Origin of the sequence: Enhydrobacter sp., assembly GCF_030246845.1 — a bacterium.
Taxonomy (GTDB): domain Bacteria; phylum Pseudomonadota; class Alphaproteobacteria; order Reyranellales; family Reyranellaceae; genus Reyranella.
Map to the genome: position 1 here is coordinate 4,434,054 of NZ_CP126889.1, position 23,264 is coordinate 4,457,317.

The 23,264-nt window shown below is 66.6% G+C and carries 22 protein-coding genes; 15 read left to right on the forward strand and 7 right to left on the reverse strand.

Annotation, left to right across the window (positions count from 1 at the left end):
* Window positions 1-82: 82 nt before the first annotated feature.
* From OJF58_RS22090 to OJF58_RS22105, 4 genes are read left to right on the forward strand one after another with little or no spacing between them, the layout of a single operon-like run.
* Window positions 83-1,675 (forward strand): glycosyltransferase family 39 protein, encoded by a 1,593-nt coding sequence (locus OJF58_RS22090; protein WP_300779930.1) that lies wholly within the window; start codon window positions 83-85, stop codon window positions 1,673-1,675.
* A complete protein-coding gene (locus tag OJF58_RS22095) occupies window positions 1,672-2,631 on the forward strand; it encodes a glycosyltransferase family 2 protein (protein ID WP_300779931.1) in 960 nt (319 codons plus the stop codon). Before OJF58_RS22090 ends, OJF58_RS22095 begins: the two co-directional genes overlap by 4 nt.
* A complete protein-coding gene (locus tag OJF58_RS22100; protein WP_300779932.1) occupies window positions 2,628-3,341 on the forward strand; it encodes a class I SAM-dependent methyltransferase in 714 nt (237 codons plus the stop codon). The genes OJF58_RS22095 and OJF58_RS22100 overlap by 4 nt, the downstream gene beginning before the upstream one ends.
* The gene (locus OJF58_RS22105; protein ID WP_300779933.1) at window positions 3,341-5,020 is read left to right on the forward strand and encodes a hypothetical protein; all 1,680 of its coding nucleotides are present in this window, start codon (window positions 3,341-3,343) and stop codon (window positions 5,018-5,020) included. Before OJF58_RS22100 ends, OJF58_RS22105 begins: the two co-directional genes overlap by 1 nt.
* Here the strand turns inward: OJF58_RS22105 and OJF58_RS22110 are convergent.
* Both OJF58_RS22110 and OJF58_RS22115 read right to left on the reverse strand, forming a co-directional pair.
* Window positions 5,017-6,096 carry an IS630 family transposase gene (locus OJF58_RS22110; RefSeq protein WP_300779365.1) on the reverse strand — a complete coding sequence of 360 codons (1,080 nt, stop codon included), beginning with the start codon at window positions 6,094-6,096 and terminating at the stop codon, window positions 5,017-5,019. The two genes, OJF58_RS22105 and OJF58_RS22110, sit on opposite strands and share 4 nt — an antisense overlap.
* Before the next feature lie 68 nt (window positions 6,097-6,164).
* Window positions 6,165-6,344: a hypothetical protein gene (locus tag OJF58_RS22115; RefSeq protein ID WP_300779934.1), complete on the reverse strand. Its 180-nt coding sequence runs from the start codon at window positions 6,342-6,344 to the stop codon at window positions 6,165-6,167.
* A gap of 194 nt (window positions 6,345-6,538) precedes the next feature.
* Between OJF58_RS22115 and OJF58_RS22120 the strand changes: the two genes are divergently transcribed.
* The 4 genes from OJF58_RS22120 (at window position 6,539) to OJF58_RS22135 (ending at window position 10,039) form a co-directional block, all read left to right on the forward strand.
* Window positions 6,539-7,705 (forward strand): phosphoserine transaminase, encoded by a 1,167-nt coding sequence (locus OJF58_RS22120; RefSeq protein WP_300779936.1) that lies wholly within the window; start codon window positions 6,539-6,541, stop codon window positions 7,703-7,705.
* An 87-nt stretch (window positions 7,706-7,792) separates the two neighbouring features.
* Window positions 7,793-9,376, forward strand: a complete 1,584-nt coding sequence (gene serA / locus OJF58_RS22125; protein ID WP_300779938.1) for a phosphoglycerate dehydrogenase — start codon at window positions 7,793-7,795, stop codon at window positions 9,374-9,376.
* Window positions 9,377-9,481: 105 nt separating this feature from the next.
* Window positions 9,482-9,724, forward strand: a complete 243-nt coding sequence (locus tag OJF58_RS22130) for a hypothetical protein (RefSeq protein ID WP_300779940.1) — start codon at window positions 9,482-9,484, stop codon at window positions 9,722-9,724.
* A 51-nt stretch (window positions 9,725-9,775) separates the two neighbouring features.
* Window positions 9,776-10,039, forward strand: coding sequence for a hypothetical protein (locus OJF58_RS22135; RefSeq protein WP_300779941.1), 264 nt, complete (start codon window positions 9,776-9,778; stop codon window positions 10,037-10,039).
* 21 nt (window positions 10,040-10,060) lie between these two features.
* Here OJF58_RS22135 and OJF58_RS22140 read toward each other — a convergent pair whose 3' ends face one another.
* A complete protein-coding gene (locus tag OJF58_RS22140) occupies window positions 10,061-11,038 on the reverse strand; it encodes a tripartite tricarboxylate transporter substrate binding protein (protein ID WP_300779942.1) in 978 nt (325 codons plus the stop codon).
* Window positions 11,039-11,060: 22 nt separating this feature from the next.
* A complete protein-coding gene (gene tcuA, locus OJF58_RS22145) occupies window positions 11,061-12,551 on the reverse strand; it encodes an FAD-dependent tricarballylate dehydrogenase TcuA (protein ID WP_300779943.1) in 1,491 nt (496 codons plus the stop codon).
* Window positions 12,552-12,612: 61 nt separating this feature from the next.
* Between tcuA and OJF58_RS22150 the strand changes: the two genes are divergently transcribed.
* From OJF58_RS22150 to OJF58_RS22165, 4 genes are all read left to right on the forward strand, one after another.
* Window positions 12,613-13,251, forward strand: a complete 639-nt coding sequence (locus OJF58_RS22150) for a hypothetical protein (protein WP_300779944.1) — start codon at window positions 12,613-12,615, stop codon at window positions 13,249-13,251.
* A gap of 58 nt (window positions 13,252-13,309) precedes the next feature.
* Window positions 13,310-14,494 carry a CaiB/BaiF CoA-transferase family protein gene (locus tag OJF58_RS22155; protein ID WP_300779945.1) on the forward strand — a complete coding sequence of 395 codons (1,185 nt, stop codon included), beginning with the start codon at window positions 13,310-13,312 and terminating at the stop codon, window positions 14,492-14,494.
* A 234-nt stretch (window positions 14,495-14,728) separates the two neighbouring features.
* A complete protein-coding gene (gene recA, locus OJF58_RS22160; protein ID WP_300779946.1) occupies window positions 14,729-15,799 on the forward strand; it encodes a recombinase RecA in 1,071 nt (356 codons plus the stop codon).
* Between the two features lie 284 nt (window positions 15,800-16,083).
* Window positions 16,084-18,261 (forward strand): PQQ-dependent dehydrogenase, methanol/ethanol family, encoded by a 2,178-nt coding sequence (locus OJF58_RS22165; protein WP_300779947.1) that lies wholly within the window; start codon window positions 16,084-16,086, stop codon window positions 18,259-18,261.
* A gap of 6 nt (window positions 18,262-18,267) precedes the next feature.
* Here the strand turns inward: OJF58_RS22165 and OJF58_RS22170 are convergent, their stop codons facing one another.
* Window positions 18,268-18,996, reverse strand: a complete 729-nt coding sequence (locus tag OJF58_RS22170; RefSeq protein ID WP_300779949.1) for a YkgJ family cysteine cluster protein — start codon at window positions 18,994-18,996, stop codon at window positions 18,268-18,270.
* A gap of 60 nt (window positions 18,997-19,056) precedes the next feature.
* Between OJF58_RS22170 and alaS the strand changes: the two genes are divergently transcribed.
* Window positions 19,057-21,714: an alanine--tRNA ligase gene (alaS, locus tag OJF58_RS22175; RefSeq protein ID WP_300779950.1), complete on the forward strand. Its 2,658-nt coding sequence runs from the start codon at window positions 19,057-19,059 to the stop codon at window positions 21,712-21,714.
* Window positions 21,711-22,055, forward strand: coding sequence for a hypothetical protein (locus OJF58_RS22180; RefSeq protein ID WP_300779952.1), 345 nt, complete (start codon window positions 21,711-21,713; stop codon window positions 22,053-22,055). Before alaS ends, OJF58_RS22180 begins: the two co-directional genes overlap by 4 nt.
* A gap of 41 nt (window positions 22,056-22,096) precedes the next feature.
* On the opposite strand, the gene OJF58_RS22185 is transcribed toward OJF58_RS22180, so the two are convergent.
* Window positions 22,097-22,276: a hypothetical protein gene (locus tag OJF58_RS22185; protein WP_300779953.1), complete on the reverse strand. Its 180-nt coding sequence runs from the start codon at window positions 22,274-22,276 to the stop codon at window positions 22,097-22,099.
* A 154-nt stretch (window positions 22,277-22,430) separates the two neighbouring features.
* Between OJF58_RS22185 and OJF58_RS22190 the strand changes: the two genes are divergently transcribed.
* Complete coding sequence (locus OJF58_RS22190; protein ID WP_300779955.1) at window positions 22,431-22,868, forward strand: hypothetical protein; 438 nt, start codon at window positions 22,431-22,433, stop codon at window positions 22,866-22,868.
* A 4-nt stretch (window positions 22,869-22,872) separates the two neighbouring features.
* Here OJF58_RS22190 and OJF58_RS22195 read toward each other — a convergent pair whose 3' ends face one another.
* Window positions 22,873-23,232, reverse strand: a complete 360-nt coding sequence (locus tag OJF58_RS22195) for a hypothetical protein (RefSeq protein WP_300779956.1) — start codon at window positions 23,230-23,232, stop codon at window positions 22,873-22,875.
* Between the last annotated feature and the right edge of the window lie 32 nt (window positions 23,233-23,264).

Sequence of the window (23,264 nt, forward strand, 5' to 3'; positions counted from 1 at the left end):
GTGAGAAAGGGAGAGAAGGAGCGACTCGCATCGTCCGCCTTCATGTGCAAAGGTCCGCCGCGGACGCAGAGGAGCGACTTGAATGACGAAGTCATCTGCCGCAGCCCGCGACCTTCCCTCGATGTACGCGCACGCAAGCAGGCTGGATGCCGGCTCGGTCGCGTTGCGGGGCGGGCTTTCCCCCGATCTGCTGCTTGCCGGCCTGCTGCTGGCATTGGCGGCGCTCATGCTGCTGCCGGGCGCGCTCGCCCTGCCGATGGAGCTGTGGGACGAAAGCCGCACCGCCAACAACGCCATGGAGATGGCGAAGCAGGGCGGATGGCTGGTCACGACCTTCGGCTACGTGCCGGATCACTGGAACACCAAGCCGCCCCTGATGATCTGGGCGATGGCGGCGCTGCTGCGCACCGGCATGGACTCGATGCTGGCGATAAGGCTGCCGGCGATCGTGGCCGCGATGGCGAGCGCGCTGCTCGTCTACGTCGCCTGCCGCGCCCTGCTCAGGGACCGGCTGGCCGGGCTCGTCGGCGGGCTGCTGGTCGTGTGCTCCGTGCTGTTTATGGGCGATCATGTCGGCCGCACCGGCGACTACGACGCTTTGTTGTGTCTTCTGAACCTGGGCTTCGTGCTCTGCGCCGGTCTCTATATCGACGGGAAGACGGCAAGACCGGGTATCTGGGTCGCCGCTGCGGCGGCCCTGCTGGTTCTGGCCGTCCTGACCAAAGGTGTCGCCGGCGGCCTCGCCGTGCCGGGGCTGATGGTCTACGCGGTCGTGCGCCGGCGCCTGCTGGCCGTGCTGGCCGACTGGCGTCTCTGGCTGTCGGCGGCCGCCGCCGCCGTCGGTCTCGCGGGTTGGCTGGCGCTGCGCGAGCGGCTCGACCCGGGCTATCTTGCCGCTGTCTGGAACAACGACGTTGCGGGCCGCATGTTGACCACGCTGGACGCGCACGAGGAGCGCCGCACTTACTATGTGCGGCTTCTTCTGCGGCAGTTCGAGCCGGCGATGCTGCTGTCGCCGACGCTCCTGGCGATGCCCTGGGACCCCGATCCGAGACGACGGCGGCTATGCCTCCTGATGGGCCTCGCCGCCCTGTCGTGGCTGGTGGCCCTGAGCGTCGCCCGCACCAAGCTCTACTGGTACGCTGCCCCCATCGTTCCCTTGCTCGCGGTCGCCATCGGGATCTCGACCTCGACCTGGCTCCGCGGCGAGCGCTCGTGGCCGCCATCCGTCGTCCTGCGGCGCGTCGCGGTCGGCCTGCCGATCCTGGCCGCGCTGGCGGCCTCCTTCTGGTACCTGAACCTGCGTCCGCCGTCGGCGGACAGCCAGTATGCGCCCAACCAGGTCTGGTACGGACCGTTCATGGCGCAGGTGCGTGCGCACCACGGTCTCGACGGGGTCGTCATCCTCGACAGCGGCGTGCCCAACAATGGCGGGTTCAGTCGCTACAATCCGATCGCCCGCTTCCTGATCGAGGACGCCGAACGCCGCGGTGAATATATGCGCCTGCAGACCACGACGGAGAACCTGCCGACGGATGTGTCGGTCCTGAGCTGCGATCCGCAAATGCGCCAGTGGCTGGCCCGGCACCGATCCTTCACGCCCGTCCATGCCGACGGTCGTTGCGTGTTCGGACGCCTGACCCAGGCGCAGCGGCTCGAAACGGAGAAGCCATGAGCGGCACGTCGATCGTCGAGACCGGCCGGCCTTCCCTGTCCGTGGTGGCGCCGTGCTTCAACGAGGAAAGCGTCCTGCCGGAGTTCCTGAAGCGGGTCGGCCTGGTCCTGGACGGGCTGGGCGGTTCCAGCGAGATCGTGCTGGTCGACGACGGCTCGCGCGACGACACCTGGCCCATCCTGGCCGCCGCGGCGGCCGAGGACAAACGGATCGTCGCGGTGCGGTTGATGCGCAATCACGGCCATCAGCTCGCCCTGACGGCGGGTCTCTCGATCTGCCGCGGCGAGCGCATCCTGATCATCGACGCCGACCTGCAGGATCCGCCCGAGCTCCTGCCCGAGATGATGGCGCTGATGGACCGGGGCGCGGACGTCGTCTACGGCCAGCGCCGCCAGCGCGAGGGCGAGACGCTTTTCAAACGCGCCAGCGCCGCCACCTTCTATCGTCTGATCGGCCGCATGACCGACGTCGACATCCCGCGCGACGCCGGCGATTTCCGGCTCGTCACACGGCGCGTGCTCGATATCCTGCTGGCGATGCCCGAACGGCACCGCTTCATCCGCGGCATGGTGGCCTGGATCGGCGGCCGCCAGGTGCCGCTCGTCTACGACCGCAAGCCGCGGCTGGCCGGCGACAGCAAGTATCCGCTGGGCAGGATGGTGCGCTTCGCCGTCGACGCCATCACGGCGTTCTCGGTCGTGCCGCTGATGGCGTCGATGACCATCGGCTGGATCATGGCGGCGGTCGGCTTCGCCTTCTTCGTCTATTCGATCGTCGGCTGGCTGCTGGGCGCGACGCTGCCCGGCTGGACGTCGCTGATGGCGGCGCTGGGGCTGCTGGGCGGCATGCAGTTCCTGATGCTGGGCATCATCGGCGCCTATCTCGGCCGGCTGTACGACCAGAGCAAGGGGCGTCCGCTGTTCATGATCCGCGACATCGTGGGCGGCGGGCCGTGAGCGGCGCGGAGTTCGACCGCCACGCCGAAGCGTACGACGGCGGCCTCGACAATCCCGTCAAGCGCATGATGGGCGACTCGGCCGACCAGTTCATCGGCGTGAAGGCGCGCTGGCTTTTGCGCCGCGAGGCGGCGCTGAGGGACGGCACGCTGAGCCTGCTCGACTACGGCTGCGGCGCCGGCGACCTGATGCGGGTGCTGGCCGATCTCGGCGCCCGCGCGCGCTTCACCGGCTGCGACGTGTCGGAAGGCATGCTGGCCGAGGTGGCCAAGCGCTGGCCGTCGCGGCACGGGGCCGCGCCGGCGCTGGCCGCGCAGCAGGGCGCGCGCACGCCGTTCGCGGACGGCCAGTTCGACATCGCTACCATCAGCGCCGTGCTGCATCACGTACCGGTGGCCGAGCGGCCGGCGGTCTACAGCGAGCTCGCCCGGGTGCTGAAGCCCGGCGGACGGCTCTATGTCTTCGAGCACAATCCGCGCAATCCGCTCGTGCGCTATGTGATCGCCCGGACGCCGATCGACGAGAACGCCATCCTTCTCGACGCGCGCGAAGTGCGGTCGGGGCTCCGGCAAAGCGCATCCTACGTTCTCGACACCGACTATCTGATGTTCATGCCGCCGGGCATCGCCTTCCTGCGCGGCGTCGATCGCGCGCTGGCGTGGCTGCCGCTCGGGGCGCAATACGTGGTCGCCGGCCGCAAGAGCGGGTGATGCGCGCGCCGTCCCTCGGCTGGCAGCTTGCGCTCGCCTTCCTGCTCACGCTCGCCTTCCTGGTCGGCCTGATCGGCTGGCTGCAGAACGTCCACATCCTGACCGCCAACGGCATGTACAAGAGCATCGAGGCGGAGCCCTGGATCCACGATTTCGCCCAGGCGCGGCTCGACTATGCCAACTATCTCTACTTCCCGCTCTATGGCGCGCTCTGCAAGCTGCTCGATGCGCTCGGCATCCTGCGCGGCGTGGCGTGGAAGCAGTTCGCCTATCTCAATGCCTTCTGGGCGAGCCTCTGCATCGTCTTCGTCTACGCCTTCTTCCACCGCCTGACCGGCAGCATCTTCGCCACGGTGCTGGCGACGCTGTTCCATCTCGGCACCGGCTTCTTCCTGCTGCTGTCGGTGATCAGCGAGGACATCATGCCGGCCTACACGGTGCTGATGGGCTCGATGCTGCTGGCCGGCCTGTGGTTCGACCGCCCGACCCATGCGCGCGTGGCGGCGGTGGCCATCGTCTTCACGTTCGCCTGGCTGATCGAATGGCGGCTGATCTTCCCGACGCTGTCCGGCCTGCTGCTGGCGCTCGTGATCGCGGACGTTCCGATCCGTCGCCGGCTGGCGCTGATCGCCACGCTGCTGGTGTCGATCGTGGCCGTCACCGGCATCGTCCAGCAGATCTGGGAGGGCCACAACGGCGCCATGGGTCTGTTCGACATCCTGTGGACCGGCAAGGGCGTGGGCACCGGCTGGGGCGGCCTCGTCTGGGCCAAGGTCTGGATGATGCTGTCGGGTGTCGGCAACTACTTCCTGATCACCGGCAGCTATTTCGACCCGGAATCGGCGATACGCGGCGCGCTGGCGCTTTCGCTGTCGACGTTGCTTCAGTTCGCGATCTTCGTCGTCGGCATCGTGATCCTGTGGCCGCAGCGCAAGGACCGGCGGTTGCGGGCGATCGCCGCGGTCTTCCTGGGCACGCTCGCGGCCGGGCAGGTGATGAACTTCTATTCCCAGCCGCAAGACCCGCAGATGCAGGTCAACGTCATGCCCTGGCTGACGGTGATGTGGGCGCTGATCGTCGCCGTCGTGGCGGCGAAGCGCGCGCGGGGGCAGGGGCAGGGGCGGCCATGGGCGATGGGCGTGCTGGCGATCCTCTCGCTCGCGCCGCTGGTCTGGAACGTCGCGTCCCTGTCGCGATGGCGCGGCACCGATGCGGCCTCGGTCGCCGCGCTGGCCGATCTCGAGCGGGCCTTTCCGCCCGACCGCACGGTGTTCCTCTACTGGGGCTTCGAGCCCATCGCCACCTGGCAGTACGCCTTGTGGAGCCACACCTGGGACTGGGACTTCGTGGCGCCGCCCGATCCCGCACCCTCCGACCGGCCGCGTTTCAAGTGGATCGCCGTCAACGCCGGCGCCATCCGGCACGTGCAGTGGACAGGAGCGGAGCACGCGGCGGCGCTCAAGCAGCAGATCGATCTCGCCCTCGAGCTGGGATACCGCGTCGCCGTCTCGAACTTCTGGGACTGGAGCGAGCCGCAATTGGCGCAGCATCTCGGCGGCTTGGCCGCTGCAAACCGGGCGCATGCCATCTACACGATGCTGCACGATACCTACGATGTCCGGCCGGTCTACAAGAACGCGTTGATCGGCCAGTACTACGAGCTGCGCCGGCGCAGCTAGTGGATGGAATCTAACACTTGGTGCCCTCGTTTGACGGCGGCGATGATTTTGTTGGGGTCCTTTGTCCAGATGAAGGGCCTTGGGTCTGCATTGTGGAGGCGAAGGAAGCAGTGGATGGCGTCTTTGAGTTCGCGAAGAGATCGGAAGACGCCGCGCTTGAGGCGTTTGTTCGCGAGCTTTGCAAAGAAGCCCTCGACGGCATTGAGCCAGGACGCCGACGTTGGGGTGAAGTGGAAGGCGAACCGCGGATGCTTGTCGAGCCATTGCATCACTTTGGGATGGCTGTGGGTGGCATAGTTATCGATGATGACGTGGATCGTCTTTCTCCTGGGTGTCCTTGCATCGATGGCGTTGAGGAAGCGGATGAACTCTTGATGACGATGGCGCTTCATGCACTGGCCGATAACCTTGCCCTCCAGGACGTCGAGGGCGGCGAACAGAGTGGTGACGCCATGGCGCTTGTAGTCGTGGGTCATGGTGCCGGCGCGCCCCTTCTTCATCGGCAGTCCCGGCTGGGTGCGGTCCAGCGCCTGGATTTGGCTCTTTTCATCGACCGAGAGCACGATGGCGTGGTCGGGCGGATTGACGTACAGCCCGACGATGTCCCTGAGCTTGGCGGCAAACTGCGGATCATTGGACAGCTTGAATTGGCGGACCAGATGCGGCCTCAGGCCATGGGCGCGCCAGATCCGTTGCACCGAGCTGACGCTGATCCCGGCCGCCTCGGCCATCGCCGGGCCGGTCCAATGGCTCGCCCCCGACGGCGGCCCTGCCAGCGTCATGGCGACAACGTGCTCGGCCACCTCGGGATGGAGCGGCGGGATGCGCGACGGGCGTGTCTTGTCGCGCCACAGCCCCGCTGCACCTTCCGCCCCGAACCGTTCCTGCCAGCGCCAGATCACCGTCTTGGCCTTGCCGGTGGCACGCATGATCTCGGCAGTGCCATGCCCGTCGGCGGTCAAAAGAACGATCCTTGCCCGCCAGACGTGCTTTTGCGGGCTGTTGCGGTTGGCCACCACCGCCTCCAGCTCGCCACGGTCCGTGGCATTCAACTGAAAGTTCGTTCGCTCGTGCATTCCTCTGACTCGCATACGCGAGCCCGATCGGGAATCCCCTCGCGAATCGAAATGTTAGATTTGGTCCACTAGAACGGGAAGGTCGCGGAATGCGGCGGGAGACGGGCATCGGCGATATGCGCCGCGTCCGTCGCTTTCGCGTCCGCGGCCTCCTTCGCCGCCCGCGGATCGTAAGATCCCCTATCGCTCCCTGCGGGATCGATCTTCTTCTTGCCGAAGAGCCCGATGATCCGGCGCCACAACGTCATGTCGCTCCTCCAAAAAAGAAGCGTCAATAAAAAAGGGTCAGCTGCAAAGGGTTGGGCCGCAAGAGGCAGATGGTCATGCCCGTCCGGCGGGAGCGGCAAACGGTACACATTGACGATTTTCCGGCCCGCGACTATAGGGGCGGCGGGCCACGCTCCCCCACCGGAGCGCAGCTCTTCTGCAAGGGAGAGGTCATATGAAGCCGAACACACGTCCGGCGCGCCCCGATTTCTCGTCGGGGCCCTGCGCCAAACGTCCGGGATGGACTCCGGAAGCCCTCAAAGACGCCGCCGTCGGGCGGTCCCATCGCTCCAAGCTCGGCAAGAAGAAGATTGTCGAGGCGATCGATCGCACGCGTGCGCTGCTGGGCATCCCCGCCGACTACAAGGTCGGCATCGTGCCGGCGTCGGACACCGGCGCGGTCGAGATGGCGCTGTGGTCGCTCCTGGGCGCCCGGCCGGTCGACATGCTGGCCTGGGAAAGCTTCGGTGAAGGCTGGGTGACCGATGTCACCAAGCAGCTCAAGCTCAAGGATGCGCGCGTGCTCAAGGCCGGATACGGCCAGATCGTCGACCTCGAGACGGTCGACTGGACGCACGACGTTGTCTTCACCTGGAACGGCACCACCTCGGGCGTGAAGGTGCCGAGCGGCGACTGGATCGCCGACGACCGCGAGGGGCTCGCGATCTGTGACGCCACCTCGGCCGTCTTCGCGATGGACCTGCCGTGGCCCAAGCTCGATGTCGTCACCTGGTCCTGGCAGAAGGTGATGGGCGGGGAGGGAGCGCACGGCATGCTCGTTCTCTCGCCGCGCGCCGTGAAGCGGCTCGAGACCTATTCGCCGGCCTGGCCGCTGCCCAAGATCTTCCGCCTGACCTCGGGCGGCAAGTTCTCCGAGGCGATCTTCAAGGGCGACACCATCAACACGCCGTCGCTGCTCTGCATCGAGGACGCGATCGACGGCTTGCGCTGGGGTGAGAGCGTCGGCGGACTCGAGGGCCTGATGGCGCGATCCAACGCCAACCTGGCGGTGCTCGAGAAGTTCGTCGCCAGCCGCAACTGGCTGGGCTTCCTTGCCGCCGACAAGGCAATCCGCTCCAACACCTCGGTCTGCCTCAGCATCACCGCCTCGTGGTTCACGGCGCTGCCGGCCGACCGGCGGGCCGCGGCGGCCAAGAAGATGGCCGAGCTGCTCGAGACCGAGAAGGCCGCCTACGACGTCGGCTCCTACCGCGACGCACCGCCGGGCCTGCGCATCTGGTGCGGCGCCACGGTCGAGACGAGCGATCTCGAGGCGCTGCTGCCCTGGCTCGACTGGGTCTATGCCGAGATCGAGCGCGAGTTCGGCAAGGCCGCCGCTTAAGAACCCGAGGGAGCGCGCCACTCCAGTGGCGCTCGAGACTCATGAGCGCCACTGGAGTGGCGCGCTCCGACGAAGGAGACACTCGAAATGGCCAAACCCAAAGTCCTCATCTCCGACGAGCTCAGCCCGCGTTCGATCGAGATCTTCTCCGAGCGCGGCTGCGACGTCGATTTCAAGCCGGGGCTGAAGCCCGCCGAGCTGCGGGCGATCGTGGGCAACTATGAAGGCCTCGCCATCCGCTCGGCCACCAAGGTCACGGCGGAGGTGCTGGCCGAGGCCAAGAAGCTCAAAGTCGTGGGGCGGGCCGGCATCGGTGTCGACAATGTCGACATCAAGGCGGCGACCGCCCGCGGCGTGGTGGTGATGAATACGCCGTTCGGCAACGCCATCACGACGGCCGAGCACGCGATCGCCCTGATGTTCGCGGTGGCGCGCCAGGTGCCCGACGCCAACGCCAGCACCCAGGCCGGCAAGTGGGAGAAGAACCGCTTCATGGGCACGGAGCTCAGCTTCAAGACGCTGGGCCTGATCGGCTGCGGCAATATCGGCTCGATCGTGGCGGAACGCGCCCTCGGACTGAAAATGCGCGTGCTCGCCTACGACCCCTTCCTGTCGGACCAGCGCGCGACCGAGCTCGGGGTGGAGAAGGGCACGCTCGACCAGGTGCTGGAACGGGCCGATTTCATCACCGTGCACACGCCGCTCACCGAGCAGACCAAGAACATCCTGAGCCGCGCCAACCTGATGAAGACCAGGAAGGGCGTGCGTATCGTCAACTGCGCGCGCGGCGGCCTGGTCGACGAGCTGGCGGTGCGCGATCTCCTTGTCTCGGGCCATATCGCGGGCGCGGGCTTCGACGTCTTCACCGAGGAGCCGGCCAAGCAGAACGTGCTGTTCGGCGCGCCCAATCTCGTCTGCACGCCACATCTCGGCGCCTCGACGGTGGAGGCGCAGGAGAACGTGGCGTTGCAGGTCGCCGAGCAGATGTCGGACTACCTGCTGACCGGCGCGGTCGTGAACTCGCTCAACATGCCCAATGTCACGGCCGAGGAGGCGCCCAAGCTCGCACCCTATCTGAACCTCGCCGAGAAGCTCGGCTCCTTCGCCGGCCAGCTCACCGACACCGAGATCAAGGCGGTCTCGATCGAGTACGAGGGCCAGGTCGCGGCGCTCAACATCAAGCCGTTGAGCCAGGTGGCGTTGATGGGCGTGCTGCGCCCGCAGCTCGATACGGTGAACATGGTGAACGCGCCTGCCGTCGCGCGCGAGCGCGGCATCGACGTTGCCGAGGTGAAGCACGAGCGCGACAGCGACTACCACTCGCTGATCCGGTTGTCGCTGACCACTGAGAAATACACGCGCTCGGTCACGGGCACACTGTTCGGCGGCCGCCATCCGCGCGTGGTCGAGATCAAGGGCATCGACATCGAAGCGGAGTTCGCCCCGCACATGCTCTACATCACCAACGACGACAAGCCGGGCTTCATCGGCCGGCTGGGCACGATCCTGGGCGAGAACAAGGTCAACATCGCGACCTTCCATCTCGGCCGCGACAAGCCCGGCGGCTCGGCGATCGCGCTCGTGCAGGTCGACCAGCCGATCTCGCCGACGCTGCTCGCCAAGATCGCAGCCGTCGAGGGCGTGGTGCAGGCGAAGGTGCTCGGATTCTAGTATCGGGGACAGGGCTCATTGCATTTGGGTCGGCATGAGAAAACGTCCCTCGATTCGGCCGGGTTATCAAAGCCATGATATCTTGGAATCAATGGAGGAAGTCCGATGCCCCGTATCAGCGAGATCACGGAAGATGGCGGCGATCCGACGCTGAAATCGATCTTCGACAAGCAGCGCGAGATCTTCGGCGATCTGCTCAATCCGACGAAGGTGATGGCGCACTGTCCGCCGATCCTGAAGGCGGCGCAGCAGCTCGGCCAGGCGATCGCGCAGTCGGGACAGCTTCCCAAGGGAATGCTGCCGCTCGTCTATCTGCGTGTGGCGTCCATCAATGGCTGTCCATTTTGAATTGACATCAACTCCGTCAGTTTGACGGAAACCCCGGGCGGCCTGGACAAGGTGGCGGAAGTCCTGACCTGGCGCGAGAGCAAGCTGTTCAGCGCCGCCGAGCGCGCCGCGCTCGACTATGCCGAGCGCATCACCCACACCGACCAGCAGGTCGACGATGCCCTTTTCGCCGAGCTCAGGAAGCATTTCACCGAGCCGCAGATCGTCGAGCTGACGGCGGCGGTGGCGTTCGAGAACTTTCGCAGCAAGTTCAACCCGACCCTCGGCATCGAGGCGCAGGGCTTCTGCGTCGTTCCGAAAAGACCGGCGGCATAGCCGCCGGTCGTTCGCCGAACGTCATTCCATCTCGATCTTGAGCGCTTTCAGCTTCTTGCCCCAGTAGTCGTGTTCCTCGCGCACGAAGGCCGTGAACTCGGGACGACTGCGCGCGGGCGCCAGCTCGAGGCCGTCCTTGGACAAGGCGGCTTCCCACTTCGGATCCGCCATCGCCTCCTTGGCCGCCTTCTCGATCTTGTCGAGCACGGCATCGGCAGTCCTGGCCGGCGCGAACAGGCCATGCCAGCTCGTGACCACCACGTCGATGCCTTGTTCCTTGAGCGTCGGTACCTCGGGCAGGGACTTCACGCGCTTCTCGCCGGTCACCGCGAGGGCCCTGAGATTGCCGGCCTTGATCTGGCTGACGGCCGGCGGCAGGGAAGAGAAATTCATCGTGATCTGTCCGCTGATCACGTCGGCCAGCGCCGGGCCGGTGCCCTTGTAGGGCACATGGGTCAGCTTGATCCCGGCCGCCTCGGCGAACAGCGCGCCGGCGAGATGATTGTTGCCGCCCACCCCCGACGACGAGAAGGTGAGCTTCTCGGGCTCCTTCCTCGCGAGCGTCACGAGCTCGGCCGCCGAATTGGCCGGCACCTTGGGATTGATCGCCAGCACGTACTGGTAGGCGGTGGTCTGGCAGATCGGCGCGAGCGCGGTGATGGTGTCGATCATGCCCTTCTGGATGTGCGGATTGATGATCACGTTCGTGCCGACGGCGTAGAACAGCGTCTGGCCGTCGGGCTTGGCGCTCGCGACCACGCGCACGCCCAGGCTGCCGGCGGCGCCGCCCTTGTTGTCGACGATCGCCTGCTGGCCGATCAGCGGCGACAGGATCTGCGCCAGCTCGCGGGCGTTGATGTCCGCGCCGCCGCCGGCCGCATAGCCCACGACCATCGTGACCGGCCCGGTGGGCCAGCCGGCATCGGCGCGCGCCACCGACGGCAGCAACAACGTGCTGGCGCCGGCGGCCAATGTCCGGCGTCGTGTGAAATGCTGCATGGAGTAACTCCCCGTATCGAGATCAGTTCTTGCCGAAGACGTAGCGTCCGGCCGACTCGCCGGCAAGCTTGCCGAGCACGGCGCCCGACACCAGGCCGGTGCCGCCGGGATAGTTGTGGTAGAAGAGCCCGCCCACCAGTTCGCCTGCCGCGTAGAGGCCGGGGATGGGGTGGCCGTCGATGCTCTCGACCTCGCCTCGGGGCGTGATCTTGAGCCCGCCGAACGTGAAGGTGAGGCCGCAGGTCACGGCATAGGCTTCGAACGGCGGCGTGTCGATCGTGTTGGCCCAGTTGCTCTTCGGCACGGCGAGGCCGCGCGTGCCGCGGCCATCCTTGACCGCGGGGTTGAACGGCACGTCCGTCATGACGGCGGCGTTCCATTCCTCGATCGTCTTCAGGAACTGCTGGGTATCGACGCCTTCGAGCTTCTTCGCCAGCTCCTCGATCGTTTCGGCCCGGACCTTGGTGACGCGCTTGATGCGATACTCGTCGCGCAGCTTGTCGAGTACCTTGGAATCGAAGATCTGCCAGGCGAATTGCTGCGGCTGGGCGAGAATGACCGCGCCGTACTTGGCATAGGTGTAGTTGCGGAAGTCGGCGCCCTCGTCGACGAAGCGCACGCCGTTGGCATTGACCATGATGCCGAGCGGATAGGAGTGCTTCTGGAAATTGTCGCCGACATCGAGGTCGCCGAACTCGGGCGCGTTCATGTCCCAGCCGACGGCGTGGCCGCCTGACCAGTTGCCGTGCGGCTTGGCGCCGATCGCCAACGCCATGTTGATGCCGGCCCCAGTGTTGAAGCGCGTGCCGCGCACCTTGGCGAGGTCCCAGGTGGGGCCGAGATAGCGGGTGCGCATCTCGGCATTGCTCTCGAAGCCGCCGCAGGCCAGCACCACCGCCCTGGCGCCGATCCGGATCTTGCGGCCCTTGTGGCGGGCGACCACGCCGCGCACCACGCCGTCCTCTTCAATCAGCGACACGGCCGGCGTCTCGTAGTGGATGGGGATGCCGGCCTTGACCGCGGCATTGTGCTCGAGATCGACCAGGCCCGGGCCGCCGCCCCAGGCCTCGACCGCCAGGCCACCCCAGAACTTGTACTTGCCGTTCACCTTGAAGGCCTGGCGGCCGTAGGAGGGTTGGAAGCGCACGCCCTTGGAGCGCATCCATTTCAGCGTCTCGAAGCTCCGCCCGATCAGGATATCGGTGAGCTCGGGATCGCAGCGATAGTTCGTCACCCGGCCCATGTCGTCGAGATACTGGTCGGCGCTGTAGCTGCCGAAATCGACGTCGCGCTTCTCGTCCTCGGTGAGATCGTAGAGCTGGACGAGGTCGTCCACTCCGTGGAACACGACGCGCATGGCGCCGGCAGTGTAGGTGCTGTTGCCGCCGCGCTCGGCCTCCGGGGCGGCTTCCAGCATGGCGACCGACGCGCCCGCCTCGCGCGCCGCCAATGCCGCACACGCCGCCGCGTTGCCCGCCCCGACGACCAGAACATCGACCTGAAAATCGTCCACCTGTCTCTCCCTGGCTGGGCGCTGCTCGATCTTGGCATCATATTTGCATTACGATAGCGCAATGGGTGATCGCTTCGACCGTCTAGGGGGCCGGCATGCCAATGTCGAGACCCTGCTGCGCAGGCCAGGTATCGGCCACAACAACGGGCCCACCTTCGACATGTCGTGGGAGGCCTGGGTCTGGCGCCGCGCGTCGGCCAAGGCATGGAAGACTCCCAATCCCGAGGTCGCGAAGATGCGGGTGCGGCGGGCGGAACGGCTCGGCATCACCTATCGGGAATTGACCGCGACGCTGATGGACACCGGCGTCAATCTCGGGGCGGCCGTCCTGCCGCTCTCGCTCGCCGCGCGGGTGCGCCGCGGGCCGAAGGGCGAGATCGTTGTCGATCCGCGCAACTCGGTCGCGGCCCTGGTCGGCAAATTCGGCGGTCGGCTGTTCCTGCTGGGCGATATCGATGCCGTGCCCACACTCGACGCGGCGGAACGGGACGGTTTCCTCGCTCTCGTCAATCGCGCCTTCGACGGCAAGGTCGAGGCGATCGGCTGGGGCCATGACGGCCCGGCCATCCGCACCCTGCTCAAGGCGAACGCCGTGCCCCACCAGGAGGCTTTTCTTGTCGGCGCCGGTATGGGACACCGGGTGCTCGGCGAGACAGCCGGTCTGCCGCTCACAAAGGATATCGATACGTGGTTCTCGTAGGAGCGCGCCACTCCAGTGGCGCTCATGACAAGAGGCGCCCCTGGAGCGGCATGCTCCGATGAGCATGGAACCCCCTCTCAAAGGCGTCCGCGTCGTCGAGCTTACGCATACGATCCTCGGTCCGTCGTGCGGCATGATCCTGGCCGATCTCGGAGCCGAGGTGATCAAGGTCGAGCCGGTGGACGGCGACCGCACCCGCAAGCTGCGCGGCTTCGGCGCCGGCTTCTTCGGCTACTTCAATCGCAACAAGAAGAGCCTGGCGCTCGATGCCGACGCGCCCGAGGGCCGCAAGGTGCTGGAGAAGCTTCTGCAGTCGGCCGATGTGCTGATCGAAAACTTCGCGCCGGGTTCCATGAGCAAGCGCGGGCTCGGGCCCGAGCATCTGGAGAAGATCAATCCGCGCCTCGTCTACTGCGCCCTGAAGGGTTTCCTGCCGGGTCCCTACGAGAAGCGGCCGGCGCTCGACGAGGTCGTGCAGATGATGGGCGGGCTCGCTTACATGACCGGGCCCAGCGGCCGGCCGCTGCGCGCCGGCACGTCCGTGGTCGACATCATGGGTGGCATGTTCGGCGCCTTCGGCACGGTATTGGCGTTGAAGCAGCGCGACCGGACGGGGAAGGGCGGGCTGGTCGAGAGCGCGCTGTTCGAGTCGGTCGTGTTCATGATGGGCCAGCATCTCGCCATCACCGCCATCAACGGTGCCGCGCCGCCGCCCATGCCCGAACGCGTGAGCTCGTGGGCGGTGTACGAGATCTTCAATACGGCCGACGATCAGCAGGTCTTCATCGGCATCACCAGCGATGGCCAGTGGAAGCGCTTTTGCGAGGTCTTCCGGCAGGCCGAGCTCGCGGCCGATTCCCGCCTTGCCAGCAACAACCAGCGCATCGAGGCGCGGCCCTGGCTGGTGCCCAAGGTCGCCGAAATATTCAAGGGCTACACCAAGAACGAGATCGAGAGGCTGGCGCTCGAGGCCGACATCTCCTTCGCGCCGGTGGCGCGGCCGCAGGACCTGTTCGACCATCCGCACCTGCTGGCCAACGGCTCACTGGCGTCGACGACACTGCCGGGCGGCGTCAAGACGCGCCTGCCGCTGCTGCCGTTCCAGATGTTCGGCTGGCGGCCGCCGCTCGTCAGCGATCCGCCCGAGATCGGCCAGCACAACGAGGCGGTGCTGGCGGCGATCGGCTACGACGAGCGAGGCATCGCGGCGCTAAAGTCGGCCGGCATGCTGGGACCGAGATGACGGGCGTTGGCGTGAGGCAAACGATGGAAGCGTTTGCCTTGTCGCCGCTATTCACAAGCGATCCGTTGAGCCTTCGGAACAGAGCTGGAACACATGTCAATAAGTTTAATTCTTTCAGGCCATTAAATCGCCCCTTGATGGCGTGAACAAAATAGGTACATTGACGCTGTTTTCCGGCGGACTTATCCGCATTGCCGCCCCGGATGCGGGCGTGGGACAAGGAGGAGGCAGCCAATGTCGGCAGCGCTGAAACTGGTCGAGAAAGAGGGCATGGAGAACAAGAACAAGGCGCTCGATGCAGCCTTGGCGCAGATCGAACGCGCCTTCGGCAAGGGGTCGATCATGAAGCTCGGCCAGCGCGAGGCGCTGGAGATCGAGGCGGTGTCGACCGGCTCGCTGGGCCTCGATATCGCGCTGGGGATCGGCGGCCTGCCCAAGGGGCGCATCGTCGAGATCTACGGCCCCGAAAGCTCGGGAAAGACGACGCTGGCGCTGCATTGCGTGGCCGAAGCCCAGAAGAAGGGCGGCGCCTGCGCCTTCATCGATGCCGAGCATGCGCTCGACCCGGTCTATGCCAAGAAGCTCGGTGTCGATATCGACAATCTGCTGATTTCCCAGCCCGACGCGGGCGAGCAGGCGCTCGAGATCGCCGACACGCTGGTCCGCTCCGGCGCCATCGACGTGCTGGTGATCGACTCGGTCGCCGCCCTCGTGCCGCGGGCCGAGCTCGAGGGCGAGATGGGCGATGCGCTGCCCGGCCTGCAGGCCCGCCTGATGAGCCAGGCGCTGCGCAAGCTCACGGCCTCGATCTCCAAGTCGAACACGCTGGTGATCTTCATCAACCAGATCCGCATGAAGATCGGCGTGATGTTCGGCAGCCCCGAGACCACGACCGGCGGCAATGCGCTGAAGTTCTACGCCTCGGTCCGCCTCGACATCCGCCGCATCGGCGCGCTCAAGGACAGGGACGAGGTGGTCGGCAACGCCACGCGGGTGAAGGTGGTGAAGAACAAGGTGGCGCCGCCGTTCAAGGTCGTCGAGTTCGACATCATGTACGGCGAAGGCGTGAGCAAGGTCGGCGAGCTGATCGATCTCGGCGAGAAGGCGGGGGTGGTCGAGAAGTCGGGCTCGTGGTTCTCCTACGACGGCCAGCGCATCGGGCAGGGCCGCGAGAACGCCAAGAATTACCTCAAGGAGCATCCCGAGGTCGCCCAGGCGATCGAGCAGAAAGTCCGGGCCAATGCCGGCATCGTCGCCGATGCGCTGATGGACGGCGGCAAGAGCGACGAGGACGAGGACGACTAGGCTTTCTCGACCGGACTTCAAAGCCTCTGTCTCCGGTCGCGGGCGGTGCTGTTCCCCACGCACAGCACCGCCCCTTTCATTCCGGCGGCAACAAAAGAACGGGAAGAACCGCCCGTTCCTTCTGTTGACGGCCCTCCCGGCGCCCGCCAACATTTCATCGCGATCAGCTGCGAGCGCAGTAAGGTTTGGCTGCAGCGTAGCGTCCGAATTCGGTACATCGCGCCAACCGTCCCTGCCTCGTTCGAGGACGCTTTCGGGCGTCACAGACCAGCGGGGAGGTCGTCATGGAACGTCTTGCCGGTCGTGCCGATTTTGTTCGGCAACTTTCAAAATTTTTCTCGATCGTGGCAGCCGCCGTGGCGGCAACGGTCATTGTTGCTGCTGACGTGCCTGGGCAACAGGCCAAGGGATCGGTCGAGCACATAAAGACCGTGACCTCGGCAATCGACGAGAGCGCGATCCGCGCCAATGCGGCAACGTCGAAGGACTGGCCAACGGTCGGCCTGGACTATGCCGAAACGCGCTTCAGCCGGCTCAATCAGATCGATACCGAGAACGTGAAGAATCTCGGCCTGGTGTGGTCCTACAGTCTCGACTCGTCGCGCGGCGTCGAGGCGACGCCGGTCGTCGTCGACGGCGTCATGTACGTCACCGCGCCATGGAGCATCGTCCACGCCATCGACGCCCGCACCGGCAAGAAGATCTGGACCTTCGATCCCGGCGTGTCGCGCGAGATCGGCTACAAGGGTTGCTGCGATGTCGTGAACAGGGGCGTGGCCCTCTACAAGGGCAAGGTCTTCGTCGGCTCCTATGACGGCCGGCTGATCGCGCTCGATGCGGCGACCGGCCAGAAGATCTGGGAGAAGGACACGATCATCGACCATTCCCATTCGTACACCATCACCGGCGCGCCACGCGTGGCCAGGGGCAAGGTGATCATCGGCAACGGCGGGGCCGAGTATGGGGCGCGCGGCTATGTGACAGCCTACGAGGCCGATACGGGCAACCAGGCGTGGCGCTGGTTCGTGGTGCCGGGTGATCCGAGCAAGCCCTACGAGGACGGGTCCATGGCCGCCGCGGCCAAGACCTGGGATCCCGCCGGCAAATACTGGATCAACGGTGGCGGCGGCACGGCGTGGGACAGCATCACCTACGACCCAGACCTCGATACGGTCTATGTCGGCACCGGCAACGGCGCCCCGTGGAACCGCAACCTGCGCAGCCCGGCGGGCGGCGACAATCTCTATCTCGCCTCGATCGTGGCTCTCGATGCCGACACCGGCAAGTACAAGTGGCACTACCAGGAGACGCCAGGCGACAACTGGGACTACACGTCCACGCAGCCCATGATCCTGGCCGACATCACGATCGACGGCGCGCCGCGCAAGGTCATCCTGCACGCGCCGAAGAACGGCTTCTTTTTCGTGATCGACCGCACCAACGGCAAGTTCATCTCGGCGAAGAACTTCGTCGACGTGAACTGGGCGACGGGTTACGACGCGAGCGGGCGGCCGATCGAGGTTCCCGAGGCCCGCTCGGCGGACAAGTCGTTCGATTCGATCCCCGGTCCGTACGGCGCCCACAACTGGCATCCGATGTCGTTCAATCCGATGACCGGCCTCGTCTACCTGCCGGCGCAGAATGTGCCGCTCAATCTCACCGGCGAGCCGAAGTGGACTCACAACGCCAACAAGCCGGGCGAGTTCGGCGGCGGTCTCGGCTGGAACATCGCCTTCGCGCTGAACGCCGCGCCACCCAAGAGCCTGCCGTTCGGCCGGCTGATCGCCTGGGATCCGGTGAAGCAGAAGGAAGCCTGGCGCCAGGAATATGTGTCGCCCTGGAACGGCGGAACCCTGACGACCGCGGGCAATCTCGTCTTTCAGGGCACGGCCGACGGCCGGTTCGTCGCCTACAATGCCACCACCGGCGAAAAGCTCTGGGAGGCGCCGACGGGCACCGGCGTGGTCGCCGGCGCTTCGACGTACCTGATCGACGGCGTGCAGTACGTATCGGTGGCGGTCGGCTGGGGCGGCGTCTACGGCGAGGCGGATCGTGCCACCGAGCTCAACAGCCCGGGCACGGTCTATACCTTCGCCGTGGGCGGCAAGGCATCGCCGCCGGCCTTCACCAAGTACCAGATGGAGAACCTGCTGGCAGGCGTTAAGTACGATCCGGCCGATGTCGGGCCGGGCACGCTGCTCTACGTCTCCAACTGCGCCGCCTGTCACGGCGTGCCGGGCGTGCAGAAGGGCGGCAATATCCGCAATCTGGGCTATGTCGGCTCGGACACCATCCGGAACCTCAAGGAGGTCGTCTTCAACGGTCCCTTCAAGTCGCAGGGCATGCCGGATTTCACCGGCAAGCTGAAGGACGAGGATGTGACGAAGATCATCGCCTTCATCCAGGGCACGGCCGACGCGATCCGACCAAAGGAGGCGCCCGCGCCGGCGGCGAAGAAATAGCCGCCCCTACTTCGAGCCGAGCTGCCGCAGGAAGCGTTGCACCCAGTCCGGCCCGGTCCGCATGACGCGGTCGGCGGATCGCGTCCGGCTCCAGGCCGTGAGCAGGGCGAGCGGAAACCAGGTGTCGGCGTCGTCCTGCAGCTTGCGCGCGGACGAGGAAAATTTCGGCACCGCAAGCGGCGCCACGCCTTCCTGGTTTGGCCCGGCACAAAGTTCCGCAGGCGAGGTGACCAGGTATTCGCGGCAGACCAGTGGCCGCTCGGGATGAATGGAGCAGCTCTCCTCCTCGAGGAAAGGGCAGGGCAGGGCGAGCGCAAAATAGGCGGCTGACAGCTCGCGGTCGGTCTTGCCGGCCCGCTTTTCCGGATCGAGCAGCACGTCGCCGAGGCCAGCCCGCGCGAGCGTGGCCTCGGCTTCGGCGAAGCGGGCTCTGACGGCCGCACGGCGCTCCTCGGGCAAGGCCTCGATGACGGCCAGCAGCCTCTCCCCCTCGGTACGCGAGATCGGCACGAGCTGGCGACAGCAGGCGCCGCAGCCCTTGCGGCAGGAGACGGCCTTGCCCATGTCCCGGGCGCGCTGCTCGGCAGCCTCGACCACGGCGTTCACCAGTCCCTGCAGGGCCGGCACCACGGCCGTCGCCGGCACGGCGCCAGCCGGCACGGTCATCGGGTGGGCAAGCCGGATCTCGCCGACGGAGAGGCGCAAAGTGGCCGAAACTTGGCCCGAATCGACCATAAGACCGCTATCCCCCCGTTATGGACTTGGGCGAGGCGTGCACGCTACAAGGACCGCACTATGGCAAGCGTCAGCGACGTCCGTCGCACATTCCTAGAATACTTCCGCGAGAACGGCCACGAGGTCGTGAGCTCGAGCCCGTTGGTGCCGCGCAACGATCCGACGCTGATGTTCACCAACGCCGGCATGGTGCAGTTCAAGAACGTCTTCACCGGGATGGAGAAGCGGCCCTACGCGCGCGCAACGACGTCGCAGAAGTGCGTGCGCGCCGGCGGCAAGCACAACGATCTCGAGAACGTCGGCTACACCGCGCGCCATCACACCTTCTTCGAGATGCTGGGCAATTTCTCGTTCGGCGACTATTTCAAGGAGCTCGCGATCGAGCTCGCCTGGAACCTGATCACCAGGGAATTCGGCCTGCGGCCGGACCGTCTGCTGGTCACGGTGTTCAGCGAGGACGACGAGGCGGCGCGCTACTGGCGCAAGGTCACCGGCTTTCCCGACAGCAGGATCATCCGCATCCCCACGTCGGACAATTTCTGGGCGATGGGCGACACCGGCCCGTGCGGCCCGTGCTCGGAGATCTTCTACGATCACGGCGAGGGGATCCCCGGCGGTCCGCCGGGCAGCCCGGACGAGGACGGCGACCGGTTCATCGAGATCTGGAACCTGGTCTTCATGCAGTTCGAGCAGCAGACGCCGGAGCTGCGCGTGCCGCTGCCGAAACCCTCGATCGACACCGGCATGGGGCTGGAGCGCATCGCCGCCGTCCTGCAGGGCAAGCACAACAACTACGACATCGATCTTTTCCGCGCCCTGATCGAGGCGGTGGCGCACGAGACCGGCGTCGATCCCGACGGTCCGCAGGGGGCGTCGCACAAGGTCATCGCCGATCACCTGCGCGCGACCTCGTTCCTGATCGCCGACGGGGTGCTGCCGTCGAACGAAGGCCGCGGCTATGTCCTGCGCCGTATCATGCGCCGGGCGATGCGGCATGCCCATATCCTCGGCGCGACGGAGCCGATGGTTTACAAGCTGGTGCCGACCCTGGTGCACGAGATGGGCGACGCCTATCCCGAGCTCGGCCGGGCGCAGGCGCTGATCACCGAGACGCTGAAGCTCGAGGAGACGCGCTTCAAGAAAACGCTCGGCACCGGCCTCAAGCTTTTGGAGGACGAGAGCCGGAATCTGTCGGCCGGCGGCATGCTCAAGGGCGACATCGCCTTCAAGCTCTACGATACCTACGGCTTCCCGCTCGACCTCACGCAGGACGTGCTGCGGGCGCGCGATATCACCGTCGATACGACGGGCTTCGAGAAGGCGATGGACGAGCAGCGCGCCAAGGCGCGGGCGGCGTGGGCCGGATCAGGCGAGGCGGCCTCCGAGGCCATCTGGTTCGACGTGCGCCAGAAGGTCGGCGCCACCGAGTTCCTGGGCTACGACACCGAGCGCGCCGAGGGCAAGGTGACGGCGATCATCGTCGAAGGCAAGGAAGTCCCGTCGCTGAAGGCCGGGCAGACCGGCTGGCTGGTGGTCAACCAGACGCCGTTCTACGCCGAGTCGGGCGGCCAGCTCGGCGATACCGGCCGCTTCGTCGGCCCGGCCGGGGAGGCCGAGATCGCCGACGTGCAGAAGATGGTGGGCGATCTGCACGCCCATCACGCGAAGGTCGCCAAGGGCGAGATCAAGATGGGCGACGAGGTGGTGATGACGGTCGACGCCATCCGCCGTGCCCAGTTGCGCGCTCACCATTCGGCGACCCATCTGCTGCACGAGGCGCTGCGCCGCCATCTCGGCACGCATGTGACGCAGAAGGGCTCGCTGGTGGCGCCGGACCGGCTGCGCTTCGATATCAGCCATACGAAACCCATCTCGCAGGAGGAGCTGCGGCGGATCGAGGACGAGGTGAACGAGCGCATTCGCCTCAATACGCCGGTCGATACGCGTCTGATGACGCCCGAGGAGGCGATCGCGGCCGGTGCCATGGCGCTGTTCGGCGAGAAATACGGCGACGAGGTGCGCGTGCTGTCGATGGGCGGCGTCGACGGCGAGAGGTATTCGATCGAGCTTTGCGGCGGCACCCACGCCCAGCGCACCGGCGACATCGGCCTGTTCCGCATCGTCGGCGAGGGCGCGGTGTCCGCGGGCGTGCGCCGCATCGAAGCCCTGGCTGGCGCGGCCGCGGAGGAATATGTGCGCCATCAGCTCGACCTCCTGAACCAGGCGGCCAGTGCATTGAAGGTCCGGCCGGAGGATCTGCCGGCGCGCCTTGCCGCCCTGATGGACGGCCAGCGCAGGGTCGAGCGGGAACTCTCCGACGCGCGCAAGGCGCTGGCGCTGGCGGGCGGCGGTGGAGGCGCCGGCAGCGCCGCCGACGACGTGCGCCAGGTCGGCAAGGTGAAGATGATCGGTCGCGTCCTGAACGGCGTACCCGGCAAGGATCTCAAGGGCATGGCCGACGAGTTCAAGAAGAAGCTCGGCTCGGGCGTGGTGGCGCTGATCGGCGTCGATGATGGCAAGGCATCCGCGGTCGTGGGCGTCACCGACGACCTGTCGAAGACGCTGAGCGCGGTCGAGCTGGTGAAGGCTGGCGTGGCGGCACTGGGCGGCAAGGGCGGCGGCGGCCGGCCGGACATGGCCCAGGGCGGCGGTCCCGATGCGACGAAGGCGCCGGATGCCCTGAAGGCGATCGAGGCGGCGCTCGGAGGCATGGCATGAGGAGGGAGGCGCTTCTCGGCGTTGCCCTGGCTTTCCTGCTGACGAGCTGCAACCAGCCCGGCGCCGAGGATGCCCGGGCCAGAAACCCGGAAAAATACGACAAGGATCGCTCGCTCTGCGCCGCCCAGGTCGACGAGGACACCAAGGCTCGGCGGCGGGTCGACGCCAGCCGCCGCGATATCTTCCAGGACGAGCGCAATCGCTACGGGCAGGGCGCGCTGCCGCAGGCGATGGACAACTATAGCGACGCCAAATCGACCGACCGGCTCATCGCCAACTGCATGGAGGCCCGTGGCTGGCCCAAGCCGTCCCAGCAATGGTGGCAGCGACTTTGGCGCTGACCGGCATCGGCATCCATTTTGCGATCGGTCCTGGCCCGGCGTCAGCGCTTGCGGTCGAGCTTGCGATCCTTGCCGCCGGACTCCTTGGAGTCCTCTTCGTCGGACGATGGCTCGACAAACGACACGGGGTCGCTGGCCGGGAAGGTGTCCTCCAGGGCCTGGTCGAGCTTGTCGTCGAGCTTACGTTTGGTCTTCGCGGAGGTCGGCTTCTTCGACGGCATCGCGTTCCCCATGGAAGTTGGTGAAGTCAGGCCGCGCCGAAGCAACGTCTGCGTGGCGGGATTGTTGCGCTGCCGCGTCTGCCCTCAATCCGCCGCGAAAGGGCCGGCAAGTGGGCGCTTCGACCTTCTTCGATATCGTGGGAGGAGACGAACCGTGATCCGACCTCTTTCGAGCGCCATCCTGATGCTGGCCGTTGCCGCCTGCGCCACCGTGCCGATGGCCGACCGGCAGGCTGACCAAGAGGGCAAGCGGTTCGATCCGCCGGGTCAGGGCGCGGCGGCGGTCTATGTCTACCGGCCGGGCTGGATGGCGCTGGCCAGGACGGTCGATGTGGGGGTCGCCCCTGGCCGTCACGCCGATCTCGCCGTGAACACCTATGTCCGGCTGGACCGCGCGCCCGGTCGAATCGACCTCGTCTGCAAGACCGACAATGTCGCCGAGCGCCAGGTCGATGTCGCTGCCGGCGAGACGCGGTATGTCGAGGTGGCCATGAACGGCGGCTTCTGGGGCCCGCGCTGCTCGATCGAGGAAGTTTCAGTGCGCGAGGGGCAGGCGGCGGTATTGCGCTCCCGGCGCGTGCCGTTGCAGTGACCGCCTATCGGCCGCTGCCGGCCTGCGCCCGCGTCGCCAGCACATAGGATGTCGCCTTGACCAGGGAGTCCTTGCGCACCGCGTTGGTGATTTGCGCCTCGCCGCTGCGGTCCATGGTGGCCATGAGCTGGATGAGCCTGTCGTTCTGGCCGCTGCAGTTGGCGGACGCGGCCCGCGCGATGGTCTCGGGCGCGGAGTGCCCGTCGTCCAGCGACCTCGCCTGGTTCGACAGGCAGGTATCCCGCATCGCCCGCTGCTGATTGATCGAACGCGAGAGATGGCCATCCTCGTAGGCTGGCGCGCAGGCGGTGAGGGCAAGAGCGGTAACGGCCGAGACCGGCGAAACAAGGCGGAGCAGACGCATGCGCGCCCTTCTAGGCGGTCGGCGTCGTTTTG